This is a genomic window from Hyphomicrobium sp. CS1GBMeth3, assembly GCF_900117455.1.
Lineage (GTDB): Bacteria > Pseudomonadota > Alphaproteobacteria > Rhizobiales > Hyphomicrobiaceae > Hyphomicrobium_C.
This window is the reverse complement of record NZ_FPHO01000002.1, coordinates 1,214,758-1,236,812: the sequence shown is the minus strand read 5'-3', so window position 1 is coordinate 1,236,812 and position 22,055 is coordinate 1,214,758. Positions and strand designations below refer to the sequence as shown.

Sequence of the window (22,055 nt, the reverse complement as noted above, 5' to 3'; positions counted from 1 at the left end):
TAAGGCTCAAATCATACTAGGAAACTTAAGCACAATCTGGAAGCCATCCGGCCGTCCCTCGGCCGGTGAAGCGAGCGCTACCAATCCGCCAGCTTGGCGCATGATCATATCCACGATCGTAAGGCCAAGGCCGCTGCCAACCCCCTGTCGCGCGCCGGCGCGGCGGAATCGGTTTGTCAGCTCTCTCAAAATATGTGGCGGGACGGCTTCGCAGGCGTTGACGACGCGGAGGGTGTGGTCGCGTCCGACGCGGACTTCGATCGGCTCTGTATCGATTCCGTGATGGATCGCGTTCTCGATCACATTGCGCAGCACGATGGCGAGGGCGTCCTGATCCATTCCGACCCAGAAACTCTCGTCATCTTCTATCTGGAACCTCAGCCGCCTACCCACACCGGACTGCTGGCGATAGTCATCGACAATCAGCGCGGCGATAGCGAGAAGATCCGTGCGCTCCCGTGAGTGGCCAAGACCGGCTTCAGCGCGCGACATCTGAAGCAACTTCTCCACGCGACGGCTCAGGCGACCGAGCTGCGCTTCGATGCTCTCGACCCGCGAGCTCTCCCCCGTGGCTCGGAGGTTGCCAGCGAGCAGCTGGATCTGCACTCGCAGAGCCGCAATCGGATTACGCAGCTCGTGCGCGGCGTTGGCCGCGAACGCACGCTCGGAATCGAGCGCGGCCTTGAGGCGCATCATGAGCGTATTGACGGCTTTGATCACGGGAGAAATCTCGGCCGGAAGGCCTGCGGCATCGATCGGCTCGAGATCATTGCGGCCGCGTGCTTCAAGCTCGTTCGCCACGCGCGAGATGGATTCGGTCGCGCGGCCGACCGTCCGCCACACGGCCAAGGCGGCAATTGGCAACAGCGCAAGCAGCGGAGAAGCAAGCCCAAGCCACACGCCGATGGCAGCCTCTTGCCGCTCTTGCAGATCCTGGGCGACCGCGATCCATATGCTTTCGTCGCGTAGGAAGCGCGCGTAATATCGGAACTCGCCGTGGCTGTAGAAGCCCTTCCTGAGCGGGATCGCTTGCGGGTCCTTGGGCCCGCCATTTGACGCGAGCAGGACAGCGCCGCTGCGGTCCCTCAATAGGAAATGCACGTGGCCACGACTTGCCGTCAAAGAACTCGCTAGGGTCGTCAGGAGAGGAGAGCCGCTTTGATGCGCAATCTTGCGGTGGAGCTCTTGAAGAGCGACGGGAAGAATCTCTCCAGCCGTTTCTCGCAGAGCGCTGTCGAAAACTTCGGTGATCTCGTGTCTAACCACAAGACCCGCAGCTGCGACGCCGAAGATCCAGAATAAGCCGATCAGCGTAATCAATGACCTGATGAGGCGTTGCTTGATCGTCCAGGTCGCCATCGCTAACGGTCCATGCGGTAGCCGAGACCGCGTAGGGTGCGGATCGTCTCGCTGCCCAGCTTCTTGCGCAGCCGGCTGATGTAGACCTCGACCGCATTGCTCTCGATCTCGGAGCCGAAATTGTAGAGGACCTCCTCGAGCTTTGCCTTCGACACGATAGTGCCCAGCCGTCGGGCGAAGCATTCGAGCAGGGCCCATTCGCGCGCGGTGAGATGAATTTCCTCACCATCGCGCCAGACCTTCCGCGCCGTTTGATCGATCTCGCTGGCGCCGATGGTCATCCGTGGGCTTGGTATGGCTGCCACGCGGCGCTGCACGGAGTTGATGCGCGCAGTCAGCTCATCGAGGTCGAACGGCTTCAGGACATAGTCATCGGCCCCGGCGTTAAGACCTTCGATGCGGTCGCGGATCTGGTCGCGCGCGGTAATGACGATCACCGGAACGTATTGTCCGGATCCGCGCATCGAGCGCAGCAGGTCCAGTCCGTGACCATCGGGAAGATTGACGTCCAAGAGAAGCAGATCATATGCCACGGTTTGCACGGCCCCCGACGCCTCGTCCAAAGACTGCAGCCAATCGACAGCGTGAATTTTTTTCAGGTGAGTGGCCACTGCCTCCCCGAGTAGCGGTTCGTCCTCGATCAGAAGGATCCTCATGTCTGTGTCGGCCCGGAAATGCATAGGACTGCCGCTATCTGCCGGAGCTGACAACAACCTGAATGCGGGCAAGATTGCGGCAAGACAGCCAATTGAACGAGGCAGGACCGCTAGCGCTATCGAGGTCTGACCGGGGTCAGCCCCCTCGCGCTTATGATGAGACCCGGCCTAAGCTGCGCTGGCGACCAGTCATGAGAAGACCGGAACTTCGAGGATCACTTTGAGTCCGCCGAGATCGGATCGGTCAATCCGGATCGATCCGCCATAGAGTTGCATAAGATCGCGTACGATCGCCAGGCCAAGACTGGAGCCGCGCGCTTGCGTTCCACGTTGCTCACCGATGTTGAGCACGACTCCCAGCTTCTGAGGGCAAACTTGGCCCGTCGTCCTCAACAACGATAGTAATAAAGTTGCGGCTTGTCTCCTGCTCGACCCGCAGCACCTTCGATTTTGCGTGTTTGCAGGCGTTGCCCACAAGGTACGCCAGAATCTCGTTGAGATCTCGAGGTTGGCACGCGACCATAATGTCCGGCGGGACGCTGTTCTCGATTTTCAGCCCGCGGTCGACATGCAAACGGCGAACGCGCGCGTGGCCGCGTCATGCGCGGCGTGTTTTCGGTGATTGTCTCCCGCGCGCGTCTGGTACCGCTGCTGGAAGTGATCCGCATCAATACATCGATGTCGAACCTTGTCTATTGGGTCGAGCCGGTCGAGGGGTTCGGCCGGCTTGCGGAACGAGGAGAAGATGACAGCGGCGCGCAAGTCAGCCCTCGAAACGATGGGCGGTGGCCGGTGAACCGTTCGCAGATGGTCGGACAGCGAGCCAGCTGCGCGACCAAGATGCGGCAAAAGCATGAAAATCCGATGTGAGCATATCTTTCCGATTGTCCTCGCCGCGCTGACGCTCACGTCGGTTGACATTTCGGTCGGATTCGCGACCGAGGCGACCTTCAAAATGTACTGCGCGAAGTGCCACGGATGCGTGGGCAGGCTCGCACGAAATCTCAAGGGAGATACAAGCAACGAGCGCGCAGCCGCTCTCTCGAAGTTTCTGGAAGACCATAATGTCGACGATCCCGTTGCTCGCACGACAATCGTCAAGTACTTGGTCGAGCAGACGGTTTCCTAGAGTTGGCGCAGACTAAAGGCTGTCATCGCCACGACGATAACGAGAAATACGAGCAACTCCTGGTTTCGGCGCGCCTTGTCAAGCCGCCCCTTGCCAGCGCCGAAGTCAAACCTCTCGTAGAGGACCGAGTTCTCTGGAACGCCAGCTCCCAAGAGGGCGTCGGTTGCCACCTCCATCATCCGCGGCGGGCCACAAACGAGTGCAACCGCTCCCTGCGGATCGACGCCGTCGACAAAATCACGGACATGGTTCGGCTGTAGCGGCCCCTTCCCAATCTGGTCTTCGCGTTGACCTGCATCGACTAGGCAATGAATAGAGAGATCAACCTTCAACTGCAGCTCGCGCAGTCGGTCGAGGTAAATCAAACCGCCTTGCTCCCGTGCCGCAAAGAGAAGGCGGTAGGGCCTTCGATCTCCAATTGCTGCGGCTTCTTCAATCATACCGAGAAGCGGAGCGATGCCCGCGCCGCCGGAGATCAAGATAACCGGCGCTTTGTCCGGCGGCACCATGAAGCTTCCATGCGGGCCGTCAATGGCGACGCGGGTGCCCGGGGCGATGCGTTCAAAAGTTCGGGTGCAATCGCCAACTTCGTTGATCACAAGACGTAGGCGGGGAAGTTCAGCCGGAGCCGAAGCGATCGAAAATGGATGATCGTGGAAGGGCGGACGATGGGGCGCGAGCGTCATCCAAATGAACTGGCCCGCGCGAAAGCGGAGCCGCGTCGTCGCGGGGCCGTGCAAAATCATCTCGATGGCGCGGGTACCAATCCGCCGCACCTGCCCGACGTGCCAGTCCTCGCGCCACATACGCCAGGGTCTCACCACATACACCGAGAGGATTGCCGCAAGGGCGCCGCCAGCGAATATGATCAAGATATGGCGCAACGGCGTCTCGGCACTGTAGGTCCCGGTGGTCGTGGCATGATGGAGGACGAGACCCGCCACGAAGACCGCTAGCGGTCCATGGCCAATACGCCAGACTTCGTAGCGGACGAAGGGGCGCGTGCGCACCGCGGCCACGGAAACAATGATAATCAATCCCGCGAGCGCAAGCGAGCCGCTGCGCAGACGCGGACTTGCCATCATCGCCGTGAGCCGGCTCCAGGTCGCGACAGGATCGGCGAACAGGCTATTCGCAAGGTAGGTCACGGGGTGAAGCAGCGCAAACGCGAGCAACGCACACGCTGCAAGGCGGTGAAATCCCATCGTTCGGTCGATGCCGACGCGGCCGGAGATGCTCTCGTAACGGCCTGAGCTCCAGAACTGTAGGAATAGGAGAGCTGCAGCAGTCAGCCCAAGCGCGGTCGCCAGCTCGGTGGAAGTGTTCGCGGGCTCTATACCGGAGCCGAGCGCGGCGATAAGTGGCAAAAGCGCTGCCACAACGAAGAGCACCGCGACGACGGCGCCAGGCAGGCCCAAATGCCGCGCAGAATGCGCTCGCGATCCTTTGTCTTGGTCCCTATGCCTGGACAACGTGTTCATAAATGTCGTCCTCCTGAGCATTGTGGATGCGGACGAGCGCTTCAATGGATCCGATCACGCGCTGCGCGTCGCGCACCAGGTATTTATCGGCGTCCTCTGCCCGCAATTCACTGGCAATCCGGGCCAGAAGCCTTGCCTGATGCAAGATCTCCCGGTGAGCGCGGCTCATCGCCGACAGTCCGTGGCCGTCGGCCAGGTACTTGGTGAGACGTGGGTAGATGATCGTCTCGTCATCCCGCTCGTGGGTGACGACGCTGTCCTCGACAAGGCGGTGGGCCCTGAGGATCAGATCAACGGCCTTTTGACCCTCCGCATCGTCGAGATCATCGGAGATCTGAAGCAGCTTATCCAGATCCTCCTCCAGGAGGCGGTGTTGCTCGCCGAGCTCCCTTGCCATTTTCCCAAGAACCGCACCTTTTGCAGCCCGCCATTGGGGGCGAAGGGCGCGCAGCGCGTTGACAATGACGGCGACATCGATGGCTTCCTGCGTAAGCGCGCCCGCGACGGGCTCGAGCCATCCGACGGCTGCAGCAGCCATGGCAATGCCGGACAGCCCCATACCGACGACAATGCTTTGAACCGCAATTCGACGGGAGCGCCGCGCGATCGACACCGCTTCCGAGACGCGGTCAAGGCGGTCCACGATAATGACCACGTCGGCCGCCTCGGACGAGGCACCGGCACCCCGGGCACCCAATGCCACTCCGACGTCGGCGGCGGCGAGCGCCGGAGCGTCGTTGATACCGTCACCGACCATGAGGGTGGGATGGAGACGACTTTCCATCGCCACAGCATCCACCTTGTCGGATGGATCCCGATCCGAGAGGACCGCATCGATGTCGAGCGCTGCGGCGATGGTCTCGGCCGCATCCGCCCGGTCACCTGACACCATCACGATGCGTGTGATGCCAGCGGCGCGAAGCGATTGGACTGCGCGCGGGGTCTCCTTGCGTAGCTCGTCGCCCAGGAGCAACGCGCCGGCGATGCGGCCGTCGATGGAAACAAAGACGCTGAGCGCGGACCGCCAAGATGCCCGGCGCAACGCACGTTGAGCCCAATCATCGGGCCGATGCGTCCCGAAGATGAGCTGGTGGGAGCCCGCGCGAACGCATTTCCCTTCGACGATACCCTCCAGACCTGACCCCATAACCTCGTGAACCTGCGAGGGCATCCGCAGGGCAAGCCCTTTGGCCACAGCAGCAGCGACAATCGCGTCGGCAACGACGTGTTGGGACGCCTGCTCCAGGGAGGCAGCGAGGCGAAGCACTTCATCGGCACTTTCTCCCGGCCCAGTCTCGATCGCAACGAGGCGCGCGCCCCCAACTGTCAGGGTTCCGGTCTTGTCAAAAAGCACGGTGTGCGTCTGCGCCAAGGCATCCAGCGGAGCCCCACCCTTGATGATGATCCCACGATGTGCCGCCTGCGATACACCGGCGATGAATGCGACCGGCGCGGCCAGGATCAGCGGACAAGGGGTGGCGACGACCAGCACTGCCAGCGCGCGGACGGCCTCGCCAGATATGGCCCAGGCCAGCCCAGCAACGAGAAGGCTGACGGGCAGAAGCAGCAGGGCATAGCGATCAGCCAAGCGGATAAAGGGAGCCTTGGCGGTTTGAGCGGCAGTTACGAGACGTACGATGCCGGCATATGTACTGTCCTCGGCCGTGGCAACGGCCGTCATCTCAAAGGTATCGCCGGCATTGAGGGTACCGCTGCGCGCGCTCTCGCCGAGGGCCCGTGTGACGGGGATCGGTTCGCCTGTCAGGGCCGATTCATCGATGACCGCAGTCGGCGACCTAATGAGCCCGTCAACTGGCACGATCTCCCCTGCGCGGACCACGATGGTATTGCCGATGGCGATCGATGAGATCGGGACCTGCTCGGTTACTCCGCCATGGCGGCGGAGCGCGATCGTCGGAGCGCGGTCTATAAGCGCCTTTAGATTGCGCTCGGCGCGAGCGACCGCGTAGTCCTCGAGCACTGTGCCGCCGGTGTACATGATGGCGATGACAATTGCGGCAAGCGACTGGTTGAGAGCGATGGCTCCTGCCATCGCCAAGAGCGCGATCGCATCGACGCCCAGGCGTCGCGCTAGGAGACTGCGAATAATGGAGATGGCAAGAACGATGACGACCGGGACCGTCGCCCCTCTCCAGAGCCAATCCGCCAGCCTGTCATGACCGAATGCAAATGCCATCGCCCCCGCCAAAAGGCCGAGCAGGACAGCGAGCAGCAGGGAACGCCTGACGAAACGCTCATCGACCATGGAGAGCTTTCCGCAATTCGGCCCAAAATCCATTGGTCATCCAAATGGGTAGCGCATTCTGCTTTGGGGAGGCGTGGCTGACCGGCATCGGTGCCTCTTTCACCTTGGCCCCCCGTAGCGCGGCGACATGCCGGAGTAGGCCGGTCAATCCCCGCGCGGCCTTAGCCATCAGCTGTCATTGGATGCATCGGGCGGACGATGTGAGAGGATCTTGCGCCCGGTGAACAGGGCTGACGTGATGCTGCCGCCTTCACGTACCTCGGTCACCACGACGGCGATGATGTGGAGAACGATCATGACTGCCAGTGCGTAAAACCCGAATTCGTGCACGATGACAAATGGTTTGCGAAAGGCGCGCATCGCCTCGTACGAGGTCTTGTCGATCAAGTCGATGGCGCCTGGGGCGACAAGGGCGGGATCAACTCCGGGGGCGGCAACCCACGCCGCGAACCAATGCCCGAAAGGAGGCCAGTAGAGGTCGGTTCCAGCGAGGACGAGCCCAGTGATCCCCTGCATCAGAAGCAACAGGAAGAGCAGGGAAACGGCGATGCGCGCCATCGGATTGTGGCCCACGTACTGTTGGGGCTCGCCCGCGAGGAACGAGGCCGTGTAGGCGCGCAGGGCGGTCAGGTAGCCGGGGCCGCCGGGTGCAATGGCCCGCCATCGCGCATACTTGTTTCCGAAAAAGGCCCAGACAAACCGCCACAGCAGGTTCACGGTCATCAGATAGCCGAAGGAAACGTGGACGTCCTTGAGCGTCACCTTGCCAGACGCGGAATGGTGGAACAGGTTGTCGAGGAGGATGTCGAGCCCCGTCACGAGAAGGCCGATGACAACGATCGCGTTGATCCAGTGGAACAAGCGTGTTGGCACGTCCCACGCTACGTATTCCTTATAGTCCGGCATCAGACTCCGCTCCTTGGGACTCATCGTAGCCTTCAGCGTGCTTTTCTTCCTGCAGCACAATCCCAAGTGCATCGCCTTGACGCCGGTCAATGGTTCGCTTCGCCGCGAGCCAATCGCTGGTCCCGGGCAAAGGGGCTACCGGCCGTTGAGTAGGTGGGCTGTGCTCCCCGCCGTCTTCAGTGGCCGGCGGTCCGGGGAGGAATGGTTGCGCGGTAGAGCACCCGAGCCTGGGAGTCCAGGAAGGTGACCAGGATTGCGGACGGCGTCATCTTTACAACCATAAAGCCAGGGACGGCTGCGGAGAACGTGGACTCGGCCGAATGTGCAGCGGGGTGCGCTTCGGCTCCCGATCCGCATGTTAAATAGCTAACGCCGTCGACAATGATGTGCTGCAAGTTGTGGTCGTGTCCGTTGACATACGCGGCGACATGATAGCGGTCGAAGAGGGGTTTCAAGGAGGCGATGAGGGCCGGCGTATTGCCGTGAGGTCCTGTGGAGAATACTGGATGATGGCCCACCACGATTTTCCACGTGGCTTTGCTTTCAGCGAGCGCAGCACTCAGCCACGATAGCTGCGTAGCTGCGCTCGGCTCGAAAAGTCGCGTTATGAAGCCGTCGCCTGCCCTCGAGAGGGGAAGCGTATCTAGAAAGAAGAGTTCGACAACGTTGCCACTGCCTAGCACCTCAGTGTGCCGATAATAGTCTGCGGGCATCGACCAACGAGAACTCGCTGCTGAATAGTCCCTCTCCGCGGCAACATTACCCTTGTGATCATGATTCCCGAGAACTGGATACCACGGGCCTTGAAGGGCGTTGTCGACATAGACACTTTCGAAGGCTTTCCTCCACAAGGGGTCTGTCACTCCAGTAACACCCCTGGGGTAGAAGTTGTCTCCAGTCGAGACGACGAACCTAGCTTGATCTCGCCGCGCCGCCATCCCCATTGCGCGCGCGACCTTGCGTTGCCCCTCCGAATGGGCGTGACCCCAATCGCCGACCACAAGAAAAGAAAACGATGCCTCGTCCGGGACGGCCGAGCCGGAGGGTAGCACCGCCGCCGAAGCAGCCGCCAGACCCTTGGCCAGAAGTGCACGTCGTGTCAGCCAAGTATTGATGGGCATAGGGTAAAGCTTTCTCCTGTCTCGCCGCAGGAAGGCCCGCGACGGCTTCACGAGCTAGGTGCGAAGCTTACTTTCGGCCGGCGCCCATGCCCCGCCCAGGGCCGGTATTATCGAGGGCAGTCTTGCACGCAGCCGAGAGCTTATCCTTGTTGGACTCGAGGCAGCCGCGAACGTCACCTCGACCATGCTCCTTGCCAGCGCAGAATTTCGAGATGTCGTCTTTGCACGCAGTGGCGACCAAGCCTTCCTGTGCAATTGCGGTCGTCACCAGGGCTGCCGCACACGCTGCTGCAGCAATCGATCTGACAATGATCCTACGCATGAAGTATCTCCTATGTGGTTGCCTTCCGAGGGCGACGGACCGTCTTTCAAAAAGTGCCCACACGGGCGCGGACTTCCTTCTGTGTGATCAAATCACCTCGGCTTAGAGCAGCTACCGTGTATCAGCGTTGTGGGACCAATCTGCACGAACGACTGCGACGGTGAAAATCAGAGCTCTGTGAATTCAGGCTGACGCACGCCAGCACGGGCAAATAAGCGCAACACGGGCGGCCGGGCTGCGGATGCGATCAGCGAGCACTGCGATCTCCTTCGTTGTCGTTCTCGTTGTCGATCGTGCATGTGTCGTTGGGCGGCGCTGAAGCTGGCCCATGCCCGTTCGTACCTGTTGGTTGCTTCAATCTCTGAAGGAACTCGATCCGCGGGCCGTCCTGCCTCAGCGCCCAAACGGCGATCGCCCATGCGGCGCCAGAGGTGAGCAGCGGCAGGATCAGCGCAGTGAGGGGGAAAGTGCTGCCTGTGATGGTCACGTCGCAGCTCCAGCCGGTTCTGCCTGCTGGGCGCTGCTCTCGACTAGGCGGCCAACCTCTAGGACAGGCTCGAGCCAGTAGGCCATGTGAGGCACCGGCAGAGCCTTGCGGATGGTTTCGAGCAGGAGGGAGGCGTGCCCTCGCGGCATCACGGCTACAAGCACGCCTCGCTCGACGCGACCGCGAACACGCTCGCTGATGCTGGCATGCGAGAAATCAAACCCGTGGCCTTCCGCGTTGAAGGTCGTGAAACCGCCGATCGCCGGATTTGACGACATGATCAGCTCGATGAGGTCGGCTGCAGCGCTTGTTGGATAGACGAGCGTGAGCTTGCAAAGGGATTGGTCCATTGGAGGTTCCGGATTTCGTTGCTGTCCCTGTCGGCACTCAGACCGAAGCGACGGAAGAGGATGGGCAGGAGCAGTAGGGTGAGGGCGGTCGAAGTGACGAGGCCGCCGATGACGACGATCGCAAGCGGGCGCTGGATCTCCGATCCGGGTCCTGTTGCAAACAGGAGCGGCACAAGACCGAACGCGGCAATGCTCGCGGTCATCATCACCGGACGCAGACGCCGGACGGCACCATCAAACACGACTTGCCCGATGGGCATGCCGCTCGCGGCCAACTGGTTGAAGTGGGTGACGAGAACGAGTCCGTTCAGCACCGCGATGCCGAGCAACGCGATGAAGCCGACAGAGGCCGGAACCGACAGATATTCTCCAGAGATCCAGAGCGAGAGGACGCCGCCCACTAACGCGAAAGGCACGTTGGCAAGAATGAGCAGAGATTGCCGGATCGAACGTAGCGTCGCGAACAGAACGCCGAAGATCAGAAGGAGGGCGACGGGAACGACGATCGACAGCCGCGTCGCGGCCCGGCGCTGATTCTCGAACTGCCCGCCCCAGACGAGCCGATAGCCCGGGGGCAGCTCCACTTTCTCAGCGACGACACGCTGAGCGTCCTCGACGAAGCCCACGAGGTCCCGGCCCGTCACATACGCCTGCACGATGGCGAAGCGGGAGGCATTCTCGCGCTCGATCTTGACCGGTCCACTTACACGCTCGAGTTTTGCGATGTCGCCCGCACGCACCACGCCGCCGTCGCCCGCCGCGATCTGGGTCGCCGTGAACGCTTGCGGATCGTCGCGAACATCCTGCGCGCCGCGCACGACGATCTCCGTGCGCCGGCCCGGCTCCGAGACGAGACCGGCAGGCGCCCCTTCGAGCATCGCCCGGAGCTCGTCCTCGACACGCGTGACAGAGAGGCTCGTTCGGCCCGCGGCAAGGCGATCGATATCGATCTGGAGGTATTCGACATTGTCGTTGGCGACAGTCGAGACTTCGGACGCGCCGGCCACCGTCTCAAGCGCGCTTTGGATTTTGCCGGCGAGGTTGGATAGTGTCGGAAGATCGGGGCCGAAGATCTTGATGGCGAGATCGCCCCGTGCGCCGGTCAGCATCTCGGCCGTCCGCATTTCTATCGGCTGGGTGAAGGCGAACTCGACACCAGGCATGTCGGCCATGGCTTGGCGCAACTCATCGACCAGCCATTCTTTGCTCCGCACGCGCCATTGCTCTTTGGGCTTCAAGACGAGGAATGTGTCAGTCTCGTTTAGACCCATAGGGTCGAGGCCCAGTTCGTCCGATCCCACCCGGGCGACGATGCGCTCGACCTCAGGCACCTTCTCCTTCAAGAGCTGTTGGATGCGAAGATCGCCCTCGATGCTGGCCTTGAGATTAATGGAGGGAAGCTTAGTGATCTGCATGATCACGGAGCCTTCGTCCATGGTGGGCATGAACGATTTGCCAACGGCGCCATAGGCGAAGACGACCGCGACGAGGCCGGCAGCGGCCACCAGATACGCCACCGGCGGAAAGGCGAGGCAGGCCTTGAGGAGGGCCTTGTAGCCGCGCGTGAGAAGGCGCATCAGCAGCGGCTCCCCGTGGCTGCCACCGCCTAGGAGATATGAGGACAACACGGGAATGAGCGTGAGCGAAAGAACGAGCGAGCCGCCGAGCGCGAAAATTATGGTGAGAGCGACCGGCGCGAACAACTTGCCCTCAAGGCCCTGGAGCGACAGCAGCGGCAGGAACACGAGGCAGATGATCAGAATGCCCGACGCCACAGGCACCGCCACCTCGCTGGCCGCGCGATAGACGTTGTGTAAGAGGGGGACGTCGTTGGTTCCCGGGTGCTGGAGCCGTTCGACCGTGTTCTCGACGACCACGACCGCGGCATCCACGATAAGCCCGATTGCGATGGCCAGTCCCCCGAGCGACATGAGGTTCGCCGACATGCCGAAAACCTTCATCATAACGAAGGTAACGAGCGCAGCGAACGGCAGCGTCAGCGCGACGACGGAGGCAGCCCGCAGGTTGCCGAGAAAGAGAAGCAGAAGAACCACAACGAGCGCGGTCGCCTCGATCAGCGCCTTGCTCACCGTGCCGACGGCCTTTTCGATCAGGTCCGAGCGGTCGTAGAAGGCGTTGATCCTGACGCCCTCGGGCAAGCTCGACTTGAGCCCCTCGAGGCGTGCGCGCACGGCGGTCACGATCGCGCTGGCATCGGCACCCCGTAAAGAAAGCACCAGCCCCTGTACAGCCTCGCCTTGGCCGTCCATGGTGACGGCGCCATAGCGGGTGAGGCTTCCGATCCGGACGCTCGCAACGTCGCCGAGACGCAGGACCTGCTCGCCCTCTGTTTTGAGAACGATCTGTTCCAGATCCTGCGGCTTTTGGATGGCACCGGCGGTACGCACGACGAGCGCCTTTTCTCCCTCGCTCAGCCGCCCCGCGCCGTCATTGCGGTTGGCCTCGTCGATGGCCTTCAAGATGTCTTCGACGCCGAGGCGGGCACCTGCGAGGGCCTTTGCGTCCGGAATGACCTCGAACGTGCGGACCACGCCGCCGAGCGCATTCACGTCAGCAACGCCAGGGATGGTGCGCAACGCCGGGCGGATGGTCCAGTCGAGCAGACTGCGCCGCTCCTCCAGAGAAAGATCGCCCCCGTCGATGGTGAACATGAAGACATCGGAGAGCGGCGTCGACACCGGTGCGAGGCCACCCGAAATGTTGGCTGGCAACTGGTCCCGCACCCCATTGAGGCGCTCGGCGACCTGCTGGCGCGCCCAATAGATGTCGGTGCCATCCTCGAAGTCGAGTGTGATGTCGGCGATGGCGTACTTGGCGGCCGAACGCAGGATTGTTTGGTTTGGTATGCCAAGCAACTCCATTTCGATGGGGGTTATGACGCGTGTCTCGACCTCCTCCGGCGTCATGCCGGGCGCCTTCAGGATCATCTTCACCTGAACCGGTGAGATGTTGGGAAAGGCGTCGATCGGAATGGAGCGAAAGGCCCACGCGCCGGCCGCAGCAGCGGCCCCGGCTAGCAGCAGCGTGAAGACGCGTTGCGTCAGCGAAAAACTGATGATGCGGTCAAGCATGGGCTATTCCGCCCCCAGCATCTGCTCTAGCTGCGGCAGTCCGCTCGCTGCGACCAAAGCGCCCTCGGGAAAGTGGCCGACTACCGTGGCCGCCGCGGGCGAGCGCCCTGCGACCTCGACCGGAACGAGCGTGAAGCCGGTCTCGTTGCGCACGAACACGCCTTCGACCGCGTTGATACGAGAAACCGCACTCGCGGGCACCGAGCGCGCGCCTGTCACGGCCTTCTGGATGATACTGAGCGTCACCATCTGGCCCGGCAAAAGCCCGCTATCGAGGGGGACGCTGACGATCAGCTTGGCGGAGCGCGTTAGCTTGTCGAGAGAGCCGCCCACCGACACGACTTTGCCCTCGGGGCCGTCCGTCACCTTGATGCGATCGCCCGGCGTAATCCGGCTGACCAAGTGCGCCGGGAGTTGCGCCTCGATCCAGAGTTCATCGTTCGTATCGATAGTTACGGCGGGGGCCATGGTCTCGATCTTGTCGCCGGGCAAAACGCTCGCCTCGACGACGCGTCCTGCCTCGGGTGCGTTGATCGTATAGTTGCCCACATCTGTGCTGCTGATCCCGCCGAGAACCAGCGTGCGTCGATGCTGCTCGATGACGGCCTGGATCTTGCCAACCTGCGCCTCGGCCTCTTCGGCCATTGTGGGGCTCTGGATGTTCTTCTTGGCAAGGTCCCGCCGACGGCGAGCGACGGCTTCGGCAGCCTGAAGCTCGGCTTCTGCCTGAGCCAGGTTTGACGCCGCCTCCAGCAGTTCACGGCTCGAGATTGTCGCGAGGGCCTGCCCCTTGGCTATGCGTTGTCCAGGAAGGACGTGTATCTGGGTGACCGTCCCCCCGAACGGAGCGGCGGCGACAATCCGGGCGTTGAGCGCCGGTACGACCGTTCCAGGCATGAGCGCGATGATCTGCTCTGCCGTCGGAACCGCGGGCTCGATCTTGATTGCCATGCGCTCGATTTGGGTTGGCGAGAGCGCAAGATCGCGCGCCCACACGTGCGAGGTGGCGCCCACCGCGGCAGGGAGCGAGACTGCCGCTGCCAAGATCCATGCTCTGCGCATTCAAAACTCCCGATCCGACCGACAACTTCAGACCGGGGATGTGCGACTCAAAGCTGAATTGGATCTGAACCGGAGCTGCGATCTTCCTTAAACGTTGATCTTTTAAGCGCCGTTTCAGGAGCGTGTGATATCAACTCTCGCAGGAAGGATCGCTAAAGGAGCTCGCCAATTCGCGTTCTGCTCATCGAAGATGACCCCGAAATCGCCAATCGCCTATCCGAAGGACTTGACGCTGCGGGCTTTACTGTCGAGCGGGCCGACAACGGCGCCGATGGCTACGTCATGGGAACTGAGGAACAGTACGACGCCGTTGTGCTCGATCTCGGATTGCCGCAAATGAGCGGGCTTGACGCGCTGCGCAAATGGCGCGCCGGGAGCTTCAAAATGCCGGTCCTCATCCTGACGGCGCGCGGTTCCTGGGCAGAGAAGGTCGACGGGCTCAATGCAGGTGCCGACGACTACATCACCAAGCCCTTCCACATCCCCGAGGTGGTTGCGCGACTCAACGCGCTCATACGGCGCTCCGCCGGCCTCGCAAGCCCTACGCTTACTCACAAAGGGATTACGCTCGATGCGACCGCCGGCAAAGCCATGCTCGACGGCCAGCCGATTGAACTCACGGCCAAGGAGCTGCGCATGCTGAACTACTTCATGCATCGCATCGGCCGGATCGTCTCTCAGGCCGAGCTCACCGAGCATCTCTACAGCCTGGAAGGTACCCGAGAGTCGAACACCATCGAAGTCTACGTCAGCCGTCTCCGCCGAAAATTCGGCGCCGACGTCATCAAGACGATCCGTGGTCTGGGCTATCGGATGGACTAGGCAATGAAAGAACCTGCCAGCCTCCGAAACCGGCTCATCGTTGCCGCCACCGCGTGGATCGCGTTTGGCATGGTTCTCGCGTGGCTGATCCTCTCCAATGTCTTCCGAGTACATGTGACGCAGCAGTTCTACGACGAGCTGTTTGTTCATATCGCCGAGCTGCAGCGGCTGGCGCATGTCGAAAACGGCCGTGCCGTGTTGAGCGCCGACCTGAGCGATCCGCGCTACGATGTCGAGAACTCAGGTTTCTACTGGGAGATCCAGCAGCAGGGCAACGTGCTCGCGCGTTCCCCCTCCATGAAGGCAGCCCCCCTCAAGACCCCTCCCGATGAGCGCTCGGACGTCGGTATCCACACCCATCGTATCGCAGGTCCGACTGGGGAACTGCTCGTAGCTGAGAGCCTCGAATGGAAGGACCCGGGCAAACCACCCGTCCAGTTCATAATCGGGACAGACAAGCGTCACCTCGATGACGTAGTGGCTAGTTTCAATAATGCGCTGTCCTGGTCGCTGACGGGCCTCGGACTGTCCATGGTGGTCGCCGCTGCCTTGTTGATCCTTTACGCGATGAGACCGCTCGGTCAGCTCAATACCTCTCTCTATGACGTGCGCTCCGGAAAATTAAAGCGCATGCCCGGAAGCTTCCCATCCGAAGTGCAGCCTCTTGTCGACAACCTCAACGCGATGCTTTCCTCGGTGACCGAACTCATCCAGAGGGCACGGACGCAGGCGGGGAATATTGCGCACGGCCTAAAGACCCCGCTCGCCATTCTCACCGACGAGGCCTACCGCTTGCAGCAGCAGGGACTTGACACAAGCGCTTGCACGATCCTGGATCAGTGCCGAAAGATGCAGACGCAAATCGACTACCAGACGACGCGTGCGCGTGTGGTCGCAAGCCGCCTATCGCCCGGCGCGGCCGCCGATGTCGGCCGTGTCGCCTCCGATGTCGTGGCGGCCCTGTCACGCATCTACGCACATAGGGGACTGCAGTTCGAGGTGGACGTGTCGGATTCGCTCCACGTTGCTTGCGAGGTGCAAGATCTCCAGGAAATTCTAGGAAATCTGATCGACAACGCCGGCAAGCACGCGAAGTCGCGCGTGCGCGTCGCCGCAGGTGCAGTGGCGGGTAGTTTGATCGACATTTCCATCTCAGACGACGGTCCGGGACTGCCGCCCGAGGCTCACGAGGTCGTGTTCAACGTCGGAGAACGCTGGGACACTCAGAGCGCTGGATCGGGGCTTGGGCTTAGCATCGCCCGCGATCTGGTTACGCTTTATGGCGGAACGATCAACCTCGCTCAGTCTTCTCTTGGCGGGCTTAAGGCATCGATCCACTTGCCTGCGGCCCGTTAGGCCACCTTATGTAATCAGAGGAATCAGCAAGCCCTCTGGGCCACAAGCCGTCCCTCGATCACAGGGCCGTAACCCGTCATCATGCCGGGCCTACCCCAATGTCCATCATTCCCTGACCCATCGCTCCGGGTCTCATCTTTGGCATCTGCTGTTGACCTTGGTCTTGCGCTGACGCCGTCGAGCCGTTCGTTGATGTCCCGACGGAGGCCAGCGAGACAAGTCTCGAAACAAAATGATTTAGCTTCGCTCGCTAAGGGCTTGAAAGATAGGGAACCAATATATTCCGTAAACGAATTAAAAATGTTAGGCCAAATGTTAGTCCCAAAATCGCATCTAACCTATGGAGTTGCGCAACTATTTATAAATGAACGAAGGTCATGGTGGGCGGTACTGGGATTGAACCAGTGACCCCACGCGTGTGAAGCGTGTGCTCTACCGCTGAGCTAACCGCCCGAGACCCTCGGAAGACCGTACCGGCCACCGTCGATGGGTGCGACGCCGGCACCGGATGCCCGCGCAGGCAGCCCTTATGGGGGCGGCTCCCCCGTCATGTCAAGCCGCGACAACCGGCTCCGGCCGGCGCTCTCGTCGCATCCCTTAGTCGCGCGCCGACGCCTTCTCGATCAGGAACCGGTGCACGCCCGAGGCCATGCTCTGCCCCACGAGACGATGCCCGGTCGCCCGGCAGAACGCCTCGAAGTCCTGGACCGCGCCGGGGTCGCTTGCGAGAACCTCCAACACCGCGCCAGGCGCCAATCCGGCAAGGGCTTTCCGCGCCTTGAGCACCGGCAGCGGACACTTGAGGTCGACGACATCGAGCAATGTGACCGGCAGCCCAGCGGCCATGGTGTAGCTTTCTCCTGTATGCGGGAAGCCCGGAGATTACGGCCTTCGATACCGTCCGGCAACGGCTGGTCGAATTGCGCGGCCCGGGGCAGGGGGAGCCCTTGCGCGGCAAACTGGCCGATGCCACCGTTGCGAGCAAAAGCGATTCCGGACCGGATCAGGGAACGGAGAATGCCGGCCACGAGCCGGGACGACGCATGACCAACACCGGGACGACGCGCCGATCGTTTCTGTTTTCATTTGGATTGGATCGCCTTGGGCTCGTAGCGCTCAGGGCTCCATACGTCACGGCCGCGCTGATTGCTCTGTTGACGGCACTGGCGCTGCTCGGCATCTCGAAGCTTCGGGTCGATGACAGTCTGTCCGAGCTGTTCCGCACCGATACCGCTGAATTCCGCAAATACGAAGAGATCGACCGCCGCTTCCCGTCGAGCGAATATGACGTGCTGGTCGTGGTCGAGGGGCGCGCCCTTCTCGCACGCGAGCGTCTCGAGGTGTTCCGCAACGCCGTCATCGAGCTGCAGCTCACTGACGGCGTTGGCGGGCTCGTTTCGATGCTGTCGGCGCGCAACCCGCCCGATGCTAGCGGCTACGCGTCGCCCGTCGTGCCCGACGAGTTGCCGGAGGATCCCGCAGCCTACGCGGACATGATCCACGCGCTGGGCCACAATGACATCGTCAAAGGCAAGTTCCTGTCCGAGGATGGCGACTTGGCGCTGATCGTCATCGCGCTCGACCGCGTCATGGTGGAGGAGCGCACGGCGCGCGCCGTTATCGGCGGCATCAAGGAGGTCGTGGACCGCGAGCTTGCGGGATCGGGGCTGACGGCCAAGCTGACCGGTGCGCCGGTCATGCAACTCGAGATCCGCAACGCGGTGGAGCGCGACCGGCTCGTCTACAACGGCCTCGGCTTCGCCGTCGGATTTGCCATCGCGTATCTCTTCTTCCGCCGCCTGTCGCTGACGGTCATTGCGGTGCTCGGCCCCACCATCGCCATCCTGTGGACGCTCGGCGTGCTCGGCGGTCTCGATTTCCGGCTGAACCTGTTCATCAACGTCATCACGCCTCTGATCCTCGTCTCGGGCTTCTCGGATTCGATGCATCTCGTGATGGCCATCCGCCGCGACATCCTCGCGGGCGTCGACCGCATCGAGGCCGCGCGTAATGCCGTGCGCGATGTGGCGCCCGCCTGCCTGCTGACCGCCATGAATCAGGCCATCGCGCTGGTCTCGTTTGCCTTCGCCGAGTCGGCGCTGATCCGAACCTTCGGCGTGGCGGCGCTGATGGCCGTGTTCATTTCCTACACTGCCGTCGCCGTCGTCGTGCCGACGCTCGCTGCGCTGCTGGTGCGCCGTGCGCCGGCATCTGCAGTCGACCCGCACGTGCGCGAGGAAGGCGGCGTCGGCTTTCTGCAGCGCCTGAGCGACCGTGTCGTCGGCTTTGTCGCTGACCGACCGCTGGCATTCGTAGCCGCCGGCATTCTGGCGGTGCTTCTGACGGGGCACGCCTTCTTCAGCCTGAAGCCCATGTACCGGCTCGCCGATCAGGTGCCCGACAAGGAGCAGGCGCTGGCAGCCACCGGCAGCCTCGACACGAAACTCACCGGCGCCAACCCCGTGCACGTGATGATCGAATGGCCGGCTGCCGTCAAATCGGATGGCGCTGGTCCTCCGCCGATCGGGCTATATGACGTCCGCACCTTGGCCGTGATCGCCGAAGCGCATGAGATCCTGGAGCGGCAGGCCGGGCTCGGCAACGTCTGGTCTCTCGATAGCCTGCGCAAATGGCTTGCCGCCACTGGCGACACGTCCATCGACACCGTGCGCAAATATGTCGGGATCCTGCCTGGGCACCTCGTCCGCCGCTTCATCACGGCCGATGAGACGGCCGTCCTTGTGACGGCGCGCCTGCCCGATATCGATGCGAGCGAGATCCTGCCCGTGGTGCAGAACATCGACCACGCACTTGATGCCGTTCGCACGAAATATCCAGGCTACGAAATCTCGGTCACCGGGCTGCCGGCGATCGCCGCACGCAACTCGGCCACGCTGATCAGCGAGCTGACATGGGGCCTCGTGGGCGACATCTTCCTCGTCTTCATTTTCCTAGGTATCGCGCTGCGCTCTCTGCTGGTCGGCGTGTCGAGCATTCTGCCGTCGCTGTTCCCGATCTTCGTCACCGGCGCCATCCTGTTCTACACGGGGCAGGGTTTGCAGTTCGCTTCCATCGTCGCCATCACGGTAGCGTTCTCGCTTGCCATCGACTCGACGATCCACTTCCTGAACCGCTACCGGCTTGAGGAGCTACGCCTCAGGGACGAGGTCGCGGCCGCCTTTGATGACGAGGCCGACAGTGGAAAATATCGCTTGAGCGCGGCCATTGGCGATGAATCGGAGACCCTTCACGATCCGGCCCGCGAGGCGCTGGCGCGCACGGCCCATCATGTCGGCCCGGCCGTGATCCTGACCACGATCGTTCTGGCACTGGGCCTCGGCGTTACAATGCTGTCGCACCTGCCGTCTCTGCGTCAATTCGGCGAGCTGGCCGCTATCTGCCTGTTCGCTTCTCTCGTTGGCCAACTCGTGATCCTGCCGGCAACTATCGCGCTCTATCGCCATTATTTCCCTGAGCGCGCCGCATCGCGGCAAACAGCAAAACCACAGCTTGTGACGTAAGCCCTGCCGTTGCTTTCGCCACGTCCCAAGCGACGCCGCGAGCGCCAACGGAATGCAAAGGCGGTGCCCGCGTGCTGACGCATTAAGATGGCAGACGCGGACATGCGGAGACAGCAATCGAGGAAACGCTAATGCCCTACGTCGATGGTTTCGTACTTGCCGTTCCTGAGAAAAATCTGGCGGCCTACAAGAAGCTCTCAACCAAGGCGGGAAAGATATGGCGCGAGCACGGCGCCCTCTCCTACGTCGAGTGCGTCGCCGATGATGTGCCCGTCGGCAAGCTGACGTCCTTTCCACGTGCCGTGAAGCTCAAAGAAGGCGAGGTAGTCGTGTTCTCTTGGATTACGTACAAATCCCGCGCGCATCGGGACGCGGTGCTGAAAAAAGTGATGTCCGATGAGCGGCTGAAACCTAGCTTCGAGCAAATGCCGTTCGACAGTAAGCGCATGATCTTCGGTGGGTTTAAAACGCTGCTCGAACTCTAGCAGATTATGCTGGTCACCAGTCCTCGCGCCAGAGCGGATAAGCCATGGCGCCGCGGGGAATGGTGATCTTCCCCGCGCGGTCGATTTCGCCGGAGCCGCCGAGCTCTGCGGCCAGCTTGTTGACGATGTCGACCTTGAGATTGGCGCTCGCTGCCTGTGTGTACTTGATCTGATACTCGAAACGCCCGACGGCCTGACGCACGATCTGGAACTGAAATCGGCCCTGGTCGCCCTTCGGATTGGCCGAGCCAAGGCACCGCCTGCGCAACGCCGCGAGCTTGTCTTCCGTGTACTCGTAAATCGTGCCCGTAAAGGTGAGCGTGACATCCTCGACGTAGGTGCCCTTGAAGCTCGCGTTGAGCAATGTCGCCCATCCTGCGGAAAGACCGAACGTCTTCTGATCACGCACAGCGAACGCCGCGTTGTCGAGGTTTTCCTCGATGCCGTCCTTGTCGAACGGCGCGCGGCACCGCACCACGTTGAGCTTGAGCAGCTTCTCGCCCGTCCGCTGGAAGGTGCGCTTGTCGAAGTGGCCGCGCGCATTGGTTCCCGGCGTATAAGCGGCGAGCGGCGGGCTCATGCGATAGACGTTGAGATTGTCAGCGATGGGATCGGCTTGTGCGCCGAGCGAAGCAACGCAACTAAAACCAAGCGCAAAAGCGCACCGCAGCGCACCACGCATAACACCCCCGCTGAACTCCAAACCGCGGTGGCGATATTAAGCAGCGTGCCGGATACGGAGCAATCGGCAGCAAATGAAATAGAAGCGGTGTGCTGCGCCGGCCACGACACCGCCGCCAGCCCTCCGCCCCTACTTCTCGACGAATGCTTTCTCGATGACGAACTCGCCCGGCTCGCCGAGGCTGCCTTCGCTGAACCCTTGCGCGAGATAGAACGCCTTGAGATCACGCAGCATATCCGGCCCGCCGCAGATCATGACGCGGTCGTGCTCGGCAGCAAGCGGCGGCAGGCCGAGGTCGGCGTAGAACGGCTCCGACACCACGAGATCGGTGATGCGGCCCGTCACCTTGAACGGCTCGCGCGTGACCGTCGGGCTGTAGATTAGCTTCTCGCGGATCGCCTCGCCGATGTATTCGTCGGTCGGAAGTTCGTGCATGATGCGGTCGCCATAGGCGAGCTCCGAGACGAGCCGGCAACCGTGCACAAGAACGACCTTCTCGAAACGTTCATAGAGCGCCGGGTCTCGGATCAGGCTCATGAACGGCGCCAGCCCCGTACCCGTGCCAAGAAGATACAGCACGCGCCCGGGCTTGAGATTGTCGACGATCAGTGTGCCGGTCGGCTTGCGCCCGACGAGGATCTTGTCGCCCTCGCGGATGTGCTGCAGACGCGAGGTCAGCGGTCCGTCCTGCACTTTGATGCTGAGGAACTCGAGGTAATCATCGTAAGAGGCGCTGGCGATGCTGTAGGCGCGTGTCAGCGGCCGCCCTTCGACCTCGAGCCCGATCATGACGAACTGGCCGGAATCGAAGCGCAGGCTGGGGCTGCGCGTCGCGGTGAAGCTGAAGACGGTATCGGTCCAGTGCCTGACGGCGAGCACGGATTCGGTCGTGAAGGCTGTCATGATGACGTGTCCGTTTGCGCAAACTTTCCTAGGCCGCAGCGCCTGAGCGCCGCGG

Annotated in this window: 20 protein-coding genes, 1 tRNA gene and 1 pseudogene; 6 read left to right on the top strand and 16 right to left on the bottom strand. The window is 62.1% G+C overall.

Features of this window, described 5'->3' with window-relative positions:
- Nucleotides 1-6: 6 nt before the first annotated feature.
- The 3 genes from CS1GBM3_RS06025 to CS1GBM3_RS19755 all read right to left on the bottom strand — a co-directional run bounded on the left by CS1GBM3_RS06025 (nucleotide 7) and on the right by CS1GBM3_RS19755 (nucleotide 2,366).
- Nucleotides 7-1,359 (bottom strand): sensor histidine kinase, encoded by a 1,353-nt coding sequence (locus CS1GBM3_RS06025; RefSeq protein ID WP_072392691.1) that lies wholly within the window; start codon nucleotides 1,357-1,359, stop codon nucleotides 7-9.
- Between the two features lie 2 nt (nucleotides 1,360-1,361).
- Nucleotides 1,362-2,015: a response regulator transcription factor gene (locus CS1GBM3_RS06020; RefSeq protein WP_072393779.1), complete on the bottom strand. Its 654-nt coding sequence runs from the start codon at nucleotides 2,013-2,015 to the stop codon at nucleotides 1,362-1,364.
- A gap of 189 nt (nucleotides 2,016-2,204) precedes the next feature.
- Nucleotides 2,205-2,366, bottom strand: a complete 162-nt coding sequence (locus CS1GBM3_RS19755) for an ATP-binding protein (protein ID WP_171946429.1) — start codon at nucleotides 2,364-2,366, stop codon at nucleotides 2,205-2,207.
- 225 nt (nucleotides 2,367-2,591) lie between these two features.
- Here CS1GBM3_RS19755 and CS1GBM3_RS06015 point away from each other — a divergent pair.
- Nucleotides 2,592-2,885, top strand: a pseudogene (locus tag CS1GBM3_RS06015) (DUF3240 family protein); the annotation flags it as partial.
- Nucleotides 2,869-3,144 (top strand): hypothetical protein, encoded by a 276-nt coding sequence (locus tag CS1GBM3_RS06010; RefSeq protein WP_072392685.1) that lies wholly within the window; start codon nucleotides 2,869-2,871, stop codon nucleotides 3,142-3,144. The pseudogene CS1GBM3_RS06015 and the gene CS1GBM3_RS06010, both read left to right, overlap by 17 nt.
- On the opposite strand, the gene CS1GBM3_RS06005 is transcribed toward CS1GBM3_RS06010, so the two are convergent.
- From CS1GBM3_RS06005 to CS1GBM3_RS05965, 9 genes are all read right to left on the bottom strand, one after another.
- On the bottom strand, nucleotides 3,141-4,625 hold the full coding sequence (locus tag CS1GBM3_RS06005) for a ferredoxin reductase family protein (protein ID WP_244534560.1): 1,485 nt from the start codon (nucleotides 4,623-4,625) through the stop codon (nucleotides 3,141-3,143). The two genes, CS1GBM3_RS06010 and CS1GBM3_RS06005, sit on opposite strands and share 4 nt — an antisense overlap.
- The gene (locus CS1GBM3_RS06000) at nucleotides 4,603-6,891 is read right to left on the bottom strand and encodes a heavy metal translocating P-type ATPase (protein ID WP_072392679.1); all 2,289 of its coding nucleotides are present in this window, start codon (nucleotides 6,889-6,891) and stop codon (nucleotides 4,603-4,605) included. Before CS1GBM3_RS06000 ends, CS1GBM3_RS06005 begins: the two co-directional genes overlap by 23 nt.
- A 168-nt stretch (nucleotides 6,892-7,059) precedes the next feature.
- Entirely contained in the window at nucleotides 7,060-7,797 is a 738-nt protein-coding gene (locus CS1GBM3_RS05995; RefSeq protein ID WP_072392677.1) for a cytochrome b/b6 domain-containing protein, read from the bottom strand.
- Nucleotides 7,798-7,973: 176 nt separating this feature from the next.
- A complete protein-coding gene (locus CS1GBM3_RS05990; RefSeq protein ID WP_072392674.1) occupies nucleotides 7,974-8,918 on the bottom strand; it encodes a purple acid phosphatase family protein in 945 nt (314 codons plus the stop codon).
- A gap of 67 nt (nucleotides 8,919-8,985) precedes the next feature.
- Nucleotides 8,986-9,240, bottom strand: a complete 255-nt coding sequence (locus CS1GBM3_RS05985; RefSeq protein WP_072392671.1) for a cysteine rich repeat-containing protein — start codon at nucleotides 9,238-9,240, stop codon at nucleotides 8,986-8,988.
- A gap of 247 nt (nucleotides 9,241-9,487) precedes the next feature.
- Nucleotides 9,488-9,727: a hypothetical protein gene (locus tag CS1GBM3_RS05980; RefSeq protein ID WP_072392668.1), complete on the bottom strand. Its 240-nt coding sequence runs from the start codon at nucleotides 9,725-9,727 to the stop codon at nucleotides 9,488-9,490.
- Nucleotides 9,724-10,077, bottom strand: coding sequence for a DUF3240 family protein (locus CS1GBM3_RS05975; RefSeq protein WP_072392666.1), 354 nt, complete (start codon nucleotides 10,075-10,077; stop codon nucleotides 9,724-9,726). Before CS1GBM3_RS05975 ends, CS1GBM3_RS05980 begins: the two co-directional genes overlap by 4 nt.
- Nucleotides 10,008-13,169, bottom strand: a complete 3,162-nt coding sequence (locus CS1GBM3_RS05970) for an efflux RND transporter permease subunit (RefSeq protein ID WP_072392663.1) — start codon at nucleotides 13,167-13,169, stop codon at nucleotides 10,008-10,010. Before CS1GBM3_RS05970 ends, CS1GBM3_RS05975 begins: the two co-directional genes overlap by 70 nt.
- Nucleotides 13,170-13,172: 3 nt before the next feature.
- Nucleotides 13,173-14,231, bottom strand: a complete 1,059-nt coding sequence (locus CS1GBM3_RS05965; RefSeq protein ID WP_072392660.1) for an efflux RND transporter periplasmic adaptor subunit — start codon at nucleotides 14,229-14,231, stop codon at nucleotides 13,173-13,175.
- A gap of 168 nt (nucleotides 14,232-14,399) precedes the next feature.
- On the opposite strand from CS1GBM3_RS05965, the gene CS1GBM3_RS05960 reads away from it, so the two are divergent.
- Both CS1GBM3_RS05960 and CS1GBM3_RS05955 read left to right on the top strand, forming a co-directional pair.
- A complete protein-coding gene (locus CS1GBM3_RS05960; RefSeq protein WP_072392657.1) occupies nucleotides 14,400-15,053 on the top strand; it encodes a response regulator transcription factor in 654 nt (217 codons plus the stop codon).
- A 3-nt stretch (nucleotides 15,054-15,056) separates the two neighbouring features.
- Nucleotides 15,057-16,409 (top strand): ATP-binding protein, encoded by a 1,353-nt coding sequence (locus CS1GBM3_RS05955; RefSeq protein ID WP_072392654.1) that lies wholly within the window; start codon nucleotides 15,057-15,059, stop codon nucleotides 16,407-16,409.
- Between the two features lie 378 nt (nucleotides 16,410-16,787).
- Here CS1GBM3_RS05955 and CS1GBM3_RS05950 read toward each other — a convergent pair.
- Nucleotides 16,788-16,862 (bottom strand) — tRNA-Val (locus CS1GBM3_RS05950).
- Nucleotides 16,863-17,006: 144 nt separating this feature from the next.
- Nucleotides 17,007-17,255 (bottom strand): sulfurtransferase TusA family protein, encoded by a 249-nt coding sequence (locus CS1GBM3_RS05945; RefSeq protein ID WP_072392651.1) that lies wholly within the window; start codon nucleotides 17,253-17,255, stop codon nucleotides 17,007-17,009.
- A gap of 101 nt (nucleotides 17,256-17,356) precedes the next feature.
- Here CS1GBM3_RS05945 and CS1GBM3_RS05940 point away from each other — a divergent pair, with 101 nt between their 5' ends.
- Both CS1GBM3_RS05940 and CS1GBM3_RS05935 read left to right on the top strand, forming a co-directional pair.
- Nucleotides 17,357-19,930, top strand: coding sequence for an efflux RND transporter permease subunit (locus CS1GBM3_RS05940; RefSeq protein ID WP_244534559.1), 2,574 nt, complete (start codon nucleotides 17,357-17,359; stop codon nucleotides 19,928-19,930).
- Between the two features lie 131 nt (nucleotides 19,931-20,061).
- On the top strand, nucleotides 20,062-20,415 hold the full coding sequence (locus CS1GBM3_RS05935; protein WP_072392649.1) for a DUF1428 domain-containing protein: 354 nt from the start codon (nucleotides 20,062-20,064) through the stop codon (nucleotides 20,413-20,415).
- Nucleotides 20,416-20,428: 13 nt separating this feature from the next.
- On the opposite strand, the gene CS1GBM3_RS05930 is transcribed toward CS1GBM3_RS05935, so the two are convergent.
- Complete coding sequence (locus CS1GBM3_RS05930; RefSeq protein ID WP_072392646.1) at nucleotides 20,429-21,097, bottom strand: hypothetical protein; 669 nt, start codon at nucleotides 21,095-21,097, stop codon at nucleotides 20,429-20,431.
- A gap of 129 nt (nucleotides 21,098-21,226) precedes the next feature.
- Nucleotides 21,227-22,000 carry a ferredoxin--NADP reductase gene (locus tag CS1GBM3_RS05925; protein WP_072392643.1) on the bottom strand — a complete coding sequence of 258 codons (774 nt, stop codon included), beginning with the start codon at nucleotides 21,998-22,000 and terminating at the stop codon, nucleotides 21,227-21,229.
- Between the last annotated feature and the right edge of the window lie 55 nt (nucleotides 22,001-22,055).